The organism is Bradyrhizobium sp., from assembly GCF_030697065.1.
GTDB lineage: Bacteria > Pseudomonadota > Alphaproteobacteria > Rhizobiales > Xanthobacteraceae > Bradyrhizobium.
In genome coordinates, this window is the sequence record NZ_JAUYQU010000200.1 from 1 (window position 1) to 10,261 (window position 10,261).

Genomic DNA, 10,261 nt, shown 5'->3' on the forward strand with positions numbered 1-10,261 from the left:
GCTTACGACGTTTGAGAGCACTTGTGGTACGACCGCGAACCGGATTTGCTCCACCCAGTTGCCACCCGTTGCGCGAACGCCCTCAACGGGATTCATGTCGATATTTTCAATCACCTCGGCGTACTGCTTGCCAAGCGCGCCCACCGTGTGGATTGCGATCGCAAGAACACCTGGTACCGGACCGAGGCCCAGTGCGTAAACGAACAGCAAGGCGAAGACGATTTCCGGCACGGTGCGGCAAAACTCAAGCGAGCGGCGCACCAAGACACGCACCACTGCATTCCTCATCAGGTTGGCGCTTGCAAAGAAACAAAGGACGAAGCCGATCGTCGCGCCCAGGAAAGTTCCGACATAAGCGACAAGCAGCGTTTCTGCCAGCAGCTTGAGCCATCCATCCCAGTTCCAGAACCACTCGCCGAAGTCAGCGCTGAAATGCGCAAGCCGCAACTTCGGAAGGATGTCGTAGAGGTAGCTCCAGAACCGCGGAAGCCCCTCTGCAAACTTCCGCAGATCAACCTCGCCACCCCAGGCCGCGAGCCCGGCACACACGACGAGGGCAACCACGAACAGCAGGGTGCGACGGCGCTTTGCGGCGACGGCCGACCCGTAATGGCTCAGAAGCGCAGCGGTCTGTTCATCGGGAAGGCGATAAATATGACTGGTCAAATTCGACTGGCTCGCTCATGCGGCGGATGCTCGGCAGACGAACGGCGGCGGCCCCCACCGGAGCCGCCGCCGATCGCGTTAGTCTCAGGAAGCCTTTTTCTTGCGCTGTGCGTCAAGCCAGAGGTTCATCTTGACCGACTCTTCGTAATCCCTGGCCGTCACTTCGACGAAGCCGAGGTCCTTGCCGTCGGAGAGCTTGGCGAACGCTTCCTTATCCTTTTGGGGCGCGTCGACGAATGCCTTGGTAATCACCTTCTTCATGTCATCGGGCATGTCGCCGAGATAGGCAAAGGGCGAGCCAGGCAGCAGCGGCGATTTCCATGCAATCCGGAAATCGTCCTTCTTCATCGGCGCCCCATCCGGCTTCTTTACCATACCCTTGTGAAGCATGCGGGTAAGGTTCGAGTCGTCCTCCGAGTTCCACCAGTTGACGGCGCCATCCACCGTTCCGGCAGCAAGGGCGAGGACGGCATTCTCGTGACTGCCAGTGGTTTGCGCAACTTTGAAGTGCTTGTCGATCGGGAAGCCCTGCTCTGTCAGAAAGAAGTTTGGAGCCTTGAAGCCGGATGTCGATTCCACATCGACGAAGCCGAGTTTGGCGCCTTTGAGGTCTTCAATGGACTTATAGGTGCTGTCTGCGCGTACATACATCACCGAATAGTAGCCGATCGAACCATCGCTGTTCTTTGTCGTGACGAAGGGAACCACATTGCCGCCCGAGACGGTATTCGCGCGCGCGTACGATCCGGGTCCGTAAAAACCGATGTGGATTTGCTTGTTCTTTTGGCCCTCGATCACCGCCGTGTAATCACTGGCAACCCGCATGGTGACTTTCACGCCCAGTTCCTTGGAGAGGTAATTCACGAACGGTGTATAGCGATCAAGCGTCCCGGTGGCATTTTCGGCCGGGACAAGTGCCAGAACCAGCTCTGGGTACTTTTCCTTCCAGGACTGGGCCAGGGCCGGAGTCGTCATTGCGAGACCGACTGCCAGAACGATAAGGCTGCGACGCGTAATCATCTGTTTTTCTCCCTCTGAGATTCAGCGAAACCTTCGGCGGATTGAATGACGATGCGATGACGTGAGGTCAGTTGCCTCGGTGCTTTCATGCGAGTCCGGCCTGCATTGTTGCGCAACGCTCGCCACGCCGTTACGGCGAGTACTCAGGCCGCCGCAGCGGTGCCGAGGGCCGGTGTCTCTGATTCCGCCGGATGCTGCCCAGGCGTCACGCCCATCACCTCATCCGCCTCCAGATCGTAAAGCTCGCGCGCGATGTGATCGGTGAGCGCGGCCGGCGCGCCGTCGAACACGATCCGCCCCGACGCCATGCCGATCAGGCGGTCGCAGTATGTCCGTGCCAGATCGAGCGAATGCAGGTTGCAGATCACGGTGATGCCGAAGTGCTTGTTGATCCGCAGCAGCGCGTCCATCACGATCCGGGTGTTGCGGGGATCGAGCGAGGCGATCGGCTCGTCGGCGAGGATCACTGCGGGCTGCTGAACCAGCGCACGCGCAATCGCCACGCGCTGCTGCTGGCCGCCCGAGAGCTGATCAGCGCGCTGCGCCGCAATCGAAGCCATGTCGAATTGCTCGAGCGCCGACATCGCAATCGCCTTGTCATCGTCGGGCCACAGCTGGCTCAGCGAGCGCCATGACGGCACCGTTGCAAGCCGCCCCATCAACACGTTGGTCAGCACATCCAGCCGGCCGACCAGATTGAACTGCTGGAAGATCATCGCCGACCGTGCGCGCCACTGTCGCAGATCCTTGCCGCGCAGCGCCGTCACGTCCTGGCCTTCGAACAGAATGCGTCCCTCGGACGGTTCTGCGAGGCGGTTGATCATCCGCAGCAGTGTCGACTTGCCGGCGCCGGATCGGCCGATCACGCCGACGAAGCCGCCGGGCGCTATCGAGAACGACGCATTGTCGACCGCGGCCTTGGTGCCGAAACGGCACGTCAAACCTTCCACCACCAGCATGCAATGCTCCAGAAGCGCCCTGATTGCCACCATCGCTATCGCCGGGGTTTTACAGTTGTGTGACAGTCACGCTGCAGTGCAGTAACCATCCACAGCCGAGCCAACCGTCACTCGATCGTCATAAGGTTGTCATCGAGCCCCCCGATGACGTGCGAACTGCCAGATCAATCTTCATCGCGTGGGAATTCGCATGGCCGGAATGCTCTCGATTGAACCGACCGTCGACGCAACAGCGAGCCTGCACGACACAAGGCTCGGCGCCTATTGCGAGGTCGGCGCGCGCACCATCCTGCATGAAGTGACGATGGGCGATTATTCCTACGTCGTGAACGACGCCCAGATCACCTACACCACGGTTGGAAAGTTCTGCTCGATCGCGGCGATGACCCGGATCAATCCGGGCAATCACCCGATGCAACGGGCTTCCCAGGCCCACTTCACCTATCGCTCCAGCGCCTACTTCCCGGGAGAAGGCGACGATGCAGAATTTTTCGCATGGCGGCGTAGCCACCACGTCCATATCGGCCATGACGTCTGGATCGGTCACGGCGCCATCGTGCTGCCGGGACGCAATGTCGGCACCGGCGCGGTGATCGCCGCAGGCGCCATCGTGACCAAGGACGTTCCCGCCTACACCATCGTCGCCGGAAATCCGGCGCGGATCGTCAAGCGGCGATTCCAGGAGGACATCACCAACCGGCTCGCGGCGCTGGCGTGGTGGGACTGGGACCATGAAACGCTGCGCCGCGCTTTGCCCGATTTCCGCAAACTGCCGATCGAGGAATTTCTGGAAAAGCACGAGGCCGCGGTCATCCCGGCGCGCTCGCAAGCCATGCGCGCCGTATCATGACGAACCTGTCGATAGAAGGCGGCCGCGCCCTTCTCGGCGGAGAGTTTCACGAGACCTCGCTGCGAATCGCCGGGCGTGACATCAACGCCGTGGGCTCGGACCATGGGCACGGTCCATTTGGCATCGATGCCAGCGGCCTGAAGGTGCTTCCGGGCATTGTCGACCTTCATGGCGACGCCTTCGAGCGGCAGATGATGCCGCGCGCCGGCGTCGACTTTCCCGTCGACATCGCACTGGTCGACAGCGACCGGCAGGCGATCGCCAACGGCATCACCACGGTGTTTCACGCCACGACATGGTCGTGGGAGCCGGGGCTGCGCAGTGCGGACAACGCAAGGCAACTACTTGGGGCCATTGAGGCCCTGCGACCGCACTTGGCAGCGGATACCCGTTTCCACCTGCGCCACGAAACCTACAACCTCGATGCCGAAGCCGAAATCGGACGATGGCTGTCGGACGGGCGGATCGACCTGTTCGCGTTCAACGACCACATGGATTCGACCGTCGCCAGCCTGGCCAAGCCACAGAAGCGCAGCCGCATGGTGGAGCGCACCGGCCTTTCCAGCGACGCGTTCGACGGCCTGGTGGCGGGCATCGTTTCCCGCGGTCACGACGTCCCTTCGTCGATTGCACGGTTGGCCCAGGTGGCACAAGCGGCCGGCGTCCGCATGCTGTCGCATGACGATGAAAGCCCGGCGATGCGAAGGGCATTTCGCGATCAGGGCGTCGGCATCGCCGAATTCCCGGTCAATGAGGAAACCGCGCGCGAAGCCGCCATGTCGGGCGATTTCATCGTGTTCGGCGCGCCCAATGTCGTGCGCGGCGGCAGCCATACCGGATGGACCAAGGCAGCCGATATGGTCGCCCAGGGCCTGTGTTCGATTCTCGCCTCCGACTATTATTATCCCGCGCCGCTACTGGCGGCGTTTCGCCTTTCCGCCGACGGCGTGTTGCCGCTGGCCCAGGCCTGGAATTTGGTTTCCGCGGCGCCGGCCGAAGCCGCCGGTCTCGCGGATCGCGGCGTTCTCGCCGAAGGCCGACGCGCCGACATCATCCTGGTCGACGATGCTGTGCCGCTGCGACCGCGAATCATTGCGGTCATCGCGGCGGGGCGCCTGGTTCATCTTGTTGACGCCGACCGCCTGCTGCGGTTCGCGGCCGTGCCGCGCAGAGCCGTTGCGGTCGCCTGACGCGGCTCCTATTGTACCGGGATGGTCGACTATCCGCGCTACGCGATCTACTACGTCCCGGCACCCGGCAGCAGCCTCGATCGCTTCGGTGCGCACCTGCTCGGCTATGACGCCTTCAGCGGCAAGGACCTGCCCTTCCCGGACGATACCCTGAAGCAGGTGCCGGATTGGCGCGAACTCACGAGGGATCCCCGCAAATACGGTTTTCACGCCACGCTGAAGGCGCCGATGTTCCTGGCCGACGGCAAGACCGAGACCAGCCTGCTTTCCGCTTGCGAGGCATTCGCTGCAACGCCCCGGGCGATTCCGGTGATCCGGCCGGTTGTCGGTTCTATCGAAGGCTTTCTCGCGGTGATCCCGGCGGAGCCGCTACCGGAACTTGTTCGGTTGGCAGCCGATTGCGTCAGCGAATTCGATTCGCTCCGCGCGCCGCTCACCGAACAGGATCGTGGGCGGCGAAACCCGTCGCAGCTGACGCCGGCGCAGCGCGAGCATCTGGATCGCTGGGGATATCCCTATGTGATGGACGACTTCCGGTTTCACATGACGCTGACGGGCCGACTTGGCGCCGAGCGCCGCGAACCGGTATTGGCGATTCTTGCGGATCGCTTCGCGGTGCTTGATCTGCCGACGCTGCCGATCGATAGGCTAGCCGTCTTTCGTCAGGCGGATGCCGAGTCCCGCTTCCGGATCATCAACCACTGGGGGCTGCGCGCAAGGGATGACTGACCGGTCGTCATCGTCACGCGACGCGATACGGTCCGATAAAGCGCCGCAACCAGTCCCACAGCTTGCGTAACGGACCGTTGCCCCAGCCCTTTGCCGCTTTCGGCATATTGGCCTGGCCGAAATCCCGCACCGCGACTGACGCGGCAGCCGGCGAATCCGCAGCCGCCTGCAGCGCGAGCGGACCGACATTGGCCAGGAACGCGCGCTCATAGCCGCGCGAGAGCCGTTCGACGGCCCGTTCAAGCGGCAACCACTCGACCGCCCTGACGTCGCGCATCAGGGCATGGATTTGGCCGCCATTGGCTTCCATCCGCCAATAGTGAACGATCTTGGATCCCCGGCTGGTTTCGTAGACCAGCGTTCCCAGGAATTCGTGCACGACGACATCATGCCCGGTCTCTTCCAGTACCTCGCGTTGGGCTGCTTCACGCGCAGTCTCGCCGTCATCGAGTTTGCCTTTGGGAAGCACCCATTCATTGCGCTTGCGCAGCCGCACCACCGCGATCAGCGGCGTTTCGTACTGCCGCAACACAATCCCTCCCGCCGCCAGAACAGGCGTCCGTGCCATCCCGTATCCTCATGCTGCCAATGGAATCGCCAGCATACGCTATACGGGGATGGCGTTGAGGTCTTCCGTGCAGTGATCCGAAAGACGCCAGTTGGCGTCAGAACTGCTGGGACAGGATTCGTGCCGGCCGGGCATCTGGCCGCGGCTCGATATCCACCGACCAGAGATCCCGATTGTCGACATCTTTCAATGTCACGGTCATGACCTCGGACCGGCCATCGATATCGACGCGGCCGAAGAACTGCAATCCGAAACACGGCGCGAGGTTTTCGCCCTGCTCCGCGCTGCAACCCTTTTGAAATGCCACCGCCGGGCCGAAGGTATTGTCCAGCGGAGCTGGACCCCATGTGCCCGCATGCAGCGGGCCGGAGACGAATTCCCAGAACGGCTCGAAATCCTGGAAGACCGCGCGGTTCGGATCGTAACGGTGCGCCGCCGTATAGTGCATGTCGGCGGTCAGCCACACGGTATTCCTGATGCCCGCGCGTTTCATGTGGGACAGCAGATCGGCGATTTCGCGTTCGCGCCGCTCCGGCGGGCCATCGCCGAGCGCGATGCCGTCTTCGCTGAAAAGGCCGATCGGCATATCCGCGGCAATGACTTTCCAGGTCGCCTCGGACGCCGCTAGTTCGCGCTTCAGCCAGGCCAGTTGGATCGGTCCAAGGATGCGGGCGTCGTTGCCATCGCCAACCCTGTTCCAGGTCGAATCGCGATAGCTGCGCATGTCCAGCAGGAACACATCGAGCAGCGGCCCGTAACTGACCTTGCGGTAGATCCGGCCGGCCTGCATTCGCAGAGGGCTTATCGGCATGAATTCATGAAATGCCCGCGCCGCCCGCGCCACAAGGCGGGAGGTGCCGTCCCCGGCGTACCCGGTCTCGTCGGTGGTACCGATCGGCGACCAGTCGTTGGTCACTTCGTGGTCGTCCCACTGCGCCAGCATCGGCACTTCCGCATTGAAGGCGCGCAAATTCCCGTCGAGCAGGTTGTATTTGTAGTTGCCGCGAAACTGCGCGAGGTCTTTTGCGACGACGGATTTTTCCTCGGTGACGAGATTGCGCCAGAGGCTGCCATCCGGCAGTTTCAATTCGGCCTCGATCGGACAGTCGGCATAGATGTGGTCGCCGCAATGAATGAAGAAGTCCGGGCGGTTTTCGCGCATGGCACCGTAGGTACGCATACCGCCCCGGCCGGGATCGATGCCCCAACCCTGCCCGGCGGTATCGCCCGACCAGACAAACGATACCGATTGCTGCCCGGCGGGGGCGGTGCGGAAGTGACCAACCTGCGCTTCACCTGCGACACCCGCATCGGCGATATCGTCAAACCGCACCCGGTAGAAAATGTCCTGCCCGGGCGGCAGGCCCTCGAGCACGAGTTTCGACGTGAAGTCGCTGTCCGGCAGCGCCTGCGATGACGCAGCGCAAAGGATGGTCCGGAAGCTTTCGACCGTCGCGCACTCAACCCGCATCAGCGCCGGACGGTCGGCTCTCGCCCATATCACCGCGGAATCGGCGGAGACATCGCCTGATGCAATCCCGCTCGTGATCAGAGGGCGATCCGCCGCACGGCTTAGATAGGGCGCAGCGAGACCACCCAGTCCCGCGAGCGCGACGGTGGATGCGGAGCGGACCAGCAACTGGCGCCTGGTCAGATCCCGCTTCTTGCAAATCGGCATTGTCGGCACCCTCGTCGAATCATGACGGAGGGTGCCCGCTCAACTTGACTCTGCGCCGAAGGTTTTGCGACGGGCGCATGACTCCAGCAGTTCACATCGGCTTCAAGGCTCCAGCGCGCCGCATCAGAGGCCTACCGGCATTGATCCGCGCAGATTCCACCACGTTATCGCAAAACTCGAAATTGTCCGGCGTCAGCACAATGATTGTCGAGCCATGCTCGAACCACCCGAGTTCATCGCCCTTGCGCACGCTTGCATCGCACGAGAAAACCGTCGGTCCGCGGCTTTGCGCATTGAGGGTAAGATCGAGAAAATGCAGCCGCAGGCTTGCCACCAGAACCGCAGCCACCGGCACCAGGGTCAGCGCTTCGCCGGTTGCCAGCCGCGTCTGGATCACCGCCCGTTCGTTTTTGCAGAACAGCCGCTCGATCCGCTTCAACGCAATCGGATTGACGTTCCATACATCGCCGTGCACGAAGGTGACCCGTTCGATCCGGCCATCATGCGGCGCGTGGAAACGATGGTACATGCTGGACATCAAGCGAAGCGTGATGAACCGGCCGTTGCGGTGCTGTTCGACCAGCGCGGAATCGCCGAGCAGGTCCAGCAACGAGTATGGCGCGCCCTTGATCTGAAACAACTCGGTATCCTCGATCCGGCCATGCGCGCCGATGATGGCGTCGCACGGACTGACCACAATGCCGGGATCCGGGTCGACCGGCCGCAGCCCGGGGCGAAGTTCGCGGATAAAGCAATCATGCAGGCTCTTGAAGCTGGTTTTGCGCGCCTCGCTGAGGTCGAGATCGGAGAACAGCCGCCAGCACGCGATCGACATATCCCTTACGATCGGGTTTTCGATCTTGCTGAACCAGCCCATGAATCGGGTCAGCGCCGCCCGCGGGATCCGGTTGGTCAGCAGGAAATTGAGATTCTCCTGCTGGGTCAAGGCAGAGATCAAGCCTTTCATTGTCATGATCCTGTCAGCTGTACTGGTTAGCGCTGGTGGCATGGATTCGCCTCTTCCGATTCTCGCCCTGTCCGCGGTTGCGATAACCGGCGCCGCGACGGTCTTTCCCAAATTGCATGCCCGGCTGGCGCTTTCGCGGGCCAAACACCGCTCGCTGACCGGACATTCGAAGATGTCCCGCCTGGTGGCGCGGCTGGTGCCGTTCTACGAATTCGGTATAGATGATTTCTTCCGCTCGGATGGCGCGCCGGCTGAAGTCGCCTTGCAGCGGCAGGACGGCTTCTTCAAACTCGCCGCACTCTACAAGGAACGGTTCCCCAGGGGGCGCCAGATGACGCTGCAGGCCTCGGAGCGAATCTCCGACTTGCAGTTCACCGAAGCCTACCGCGTGCCGTTCCAGTACAGCCGGCTCGTCCGCGAGCATCTCGGTTCCAGCGCGTTCATGACGTCGTCGGCGGGGGTCACTGTCACCGACCCCGACGGCAACGTGTTTCACGACCTGACCGGCTCGTACGGCGTCAATATCTTCGGCAACGATTTCTACAAGGAATGCATTGCCGAGGCGGCGGCCCGGGCTCACGCGCTCGGCCCGGTGCTCGGTCCCTACCATCCCGTCATTATCGATAACGTTGCACGGCTGTGCGCGATTTCCGGGCTCGATGAAGTCTCGTTTCACATGTCCGGCACCGAAGCCGTGATGCAGGCCGTGCGGCTGGCCCGCTATCACACCGGCCGCTCGCATCTGGTGCGCTTTGCCGGAGCCTATCATGGCTGGTGGGGCGACGTGCAGCCCGGCGTCGGCAATCCGATTTCGCCGCACGAGACCTATACCCTGGCCGACATGTCGGAACGGACGCTGCATGTGCTGAAGACGCGGCGCGATATTGCCTGCGTGCTGGTCAACCCGCTGCAGGCGCTTCACCCCAACGCCGGAGCCGCCGCCGATTCCGCGCTGGTCGACAGCTCGCGAAAGGGCCATTTCGACCGCGCTGCCTACGGCGAATGGCTCAAAGCCCTTCGGGATATCTGCACCGAGCGCGGCATCGTCCTGATCTTCGACGAGGTGTTCGTCGGGTTCAGGCTGGCTGCGGGCGGCGCCCAGGAATATTTCGGCGTCCGCGCCGACATGGTGACCTATGGCAAGAGCCTGGCGGGGGGACTCCCGGTCGGCGTGGTGTGCGGCCGCAAGGACCTGATGCGCCGCTACCGAGATGACCACCCGGTCGACGTCTGCTTTGCACGCGGCACTTTCAATTCGCATCCTTACGTCATGACGGCGATGGACGAGTTTCTCACCCGTATCGAGGATCCCACCTTCCGCGGGGTCTATGACGGACTCGACGATACCTGGAACCAGAGGGCGCAACAGCTCAACGAACGGCTGGCAGCACAGGATCTCCCGGTCAGGGTCTCCAACCTGTCCTCGATCTGGATGGTGCAATATACCGAGCCGTCGCGTTACAACTGGATGCTTCAATACTATCTGCGGGCGGAGCAGCTGGCATTGAGCTGGGTCGGAACCGGCCGTCTGATATTCAGCCTGAACTATACCGACACTGATTTTGCTGAAGTCGCCGACCGCTTTGTTGCCGCGGCGGAAAAAATGAAGCGGGATGGCTGGTGGTTCCGCGACG

The 10,261-nt window shown here is 62.4% G+C and carries 10 protein-coding genes; 4 read left to right on the top strand and 6 right to left on the bottom strand.

The annotated features are described in order from the left end of the window. The 3 genes from Q8R73_RS15820 to phnC form a co-directional block, all read right to left on the bottom strand. Positions 1–666, bottom strand: a 666-nt coding sequence (locus Q8R73_RS15820) for an ABC transporter permease (RefSeq protein WP_305720491.1), incomplete at its 3' end; no start/stop codon positions are given. An 84-nt stretch (positions 667–750) separates the two neighbouring features. Continuing rightward, positions 751–1,686, bottom strand: coding sequence for a phosphonate ABC transporter substrate-binding protein (gene phnD, locus Q8R73_RS15825; RefSeq protein ID WP_305720492.1), 936 nt, complete (start codon positions 1,684–1,686; stop codon positions 751–753). A gap of 143 nt (positions 1,687–1,829) precedes the next feature. Beyond that, positions 1,830–2,645 (bottom strand): phosphonate ABC transporter ATP-binding protein, encoded by an 816-nt coding sequence (phnC, locus tag Q8R73_RS15830; protein WP_305720500.1) that lies wholly within the window; start codon positions 2,643–2,645, stop codon positions 1,830–1,832. Between the two features lie 190 nt (positions 2,646–2,835). On the opposite strand from phnC, the gene Q8R73_RS15835 reads away from it, so the two are divergent. Genes Q8R73_RS15835 through Q8R73_RS15845 form a run of 3 tightly spaced genes read left to right on the top strand, consistent with a single transcriptional unit; the run spans position 2,836 to position 5,414 of the window. After that, on the top strand, positions 2,836–3,495 hold the full coding sequence (locus Q8R73_RS15835; protein ID WP_305720493.1) for a chloramphenicol acetyltransferase: 660 nt from the start codon (positions 2,836–2,838) through the stop codon (positions 3,493–3,495). Beyond that, positions 3,492–4,685 carry an alpha-D-ribose 1-methylphosphonate 5-triphosphate diphosphatase gene (locus Q8R73_RS15840; protein WP_305720494.1) on the top strand — a complete coding sequence of 398 codons (1,194 nt, stop codon included), beginning with the start codon at positions 3,492–3,494 and terminating at the stop codon, positions 4,683–4,685. The genes Q8R73_RS15835 and Q8R73_RS15840 overlap by 4 nt, the downstream gene beginning before the upstream one ends. A gap of 21 nt (positions 4,686–4,706) precedes the next feature. Next, positions 4,707–5,414, top strand: a complete 708-nt coding sequence (locus tag Q8R73_RS15845) for a DUF1045 domain-containing protein (protein WP_305720495.1) — start codon at positions 4,707–4,709, stop codon at positions 5,412–5,414. A 13-nt stretch (positions 5,415–5,427) separates the two neighbouring features. Here the strand turns inward: Q8R73_RS15845 and Q8R73_RS15850 are convergent, their stop codons facing one another. From Q8R73_RS15850 to asd, 3 genes are all read right to left on the bottom strand, one after another. Next, the gene (locus Q8R73_RS15850; protein WP_305720496.1) at positions 5,428–5,982 is read right to left on the bottom strand and encodes an NUDIX hydrolase; all 555 of its coding nucleotides are present in this window, start codon (positions 5,980–5,982) and stop codon (positions 5,428–5,430) included. A 97-nt stretch (positions 5,983–6,079) separates the two neighbouring features. Then, a complete protein-coding gene (locus tag Q8R73_RS15855) occupies positions 6,080–7,660 on the bottom strand; it encodes an alkaline phosphatase (protein WP_305720497.1) in 1,581 nt (526 codons plus the stop codon). A gap of 91 nt (positions 7,661–7,751) precedes the next feature. Continuing rightward, positions 7,752–8,633, bottom strand: coding sequence for an archaetidylserine decarboxylase (asd, locus tag Q8R73_RS15860; RefSeq protein ID WP_305720498.1), 882 nt, complete (start codon positions 8,631–8,633; stop codon positions 7,752–7,754). Positions 8,634–8,667: 34 nt separating this feature from the next. Between asd and Q8R73_RS15865 the strand changes: the two genes are divergently transcribed. After that, on the top strand, positions 8,668–10,261 hold a 1,594-nt coding region (locus Q8R73_RS15865), incomplete at its 3' end, for an aminotransferase class III-fold pyridoxal phosphate-dependent enzyme (RefSeq protein ID WP_305720499.1).

What these genes read in the sequence shown, in the direction of transcription:
- phnD (WP_305720492.1), bottom strand. Translation starts at nt 1,686, where the DNA reads ATGATTACGCGTCGCAGCCTTATCGTTCTGGCAGTCGGTCTCGCAATG.
- phnC (WP_305720500.1), bottom strand. Translation starts at nt 2,645, where the DNA reads ATGCTGGTGGTGGAAGGTTTGACGTGCCGTTTCGGCACCAAGGCCGCG.
- Q8R73_RS15835 (WP_305720493.1), top strand. Translation starts at nt 2,836, where the DNA reads ATGGCCGGAATGCTCTCGATTGAACCGACCGTCGACGCAACAGCGAGC.
- Q8R73_RS15840 (WP_305720494.1), top strand. Translation starts at nt 3,492, where the DNA reads ATGACGAACCTGTCGATAGAAGGCGGCCGCGCCCTTCTCGGCGGAGAG.
- Q8R73_RS15845 (WP_305720495.1), top strand. Translation starts at nt 4,707, where the DNA reads ATGGTCGACTATCCGCGCTACGCGATCTACTACGTCCCGGCACCCGGC.
- Q8R73_RS15850 (WP_305720496.1), bottom strand. Translation starts at nt 5,982, where the DNA reads ATGGCACGGACGCCTGTTCTGGCGGCGGGAGGGATTGTGTTGCGGCAG.
- Q8R73_RS15855 (WP_305720497.1), bottom strand. Translation starts at nt 7,660, where the DNA reads ATGCCGATTTGCAAGAAGCGGGATCTGACCAGGCGCCAGTTGCTGGTC.
- asd (WP_305720498.1), bottom strand. Translation starts at nt 8,633, where the DNA reads ATGACAATGAAAGGCTTGATCTCTGCCTTGACCCAGCAGGAGAATCTC.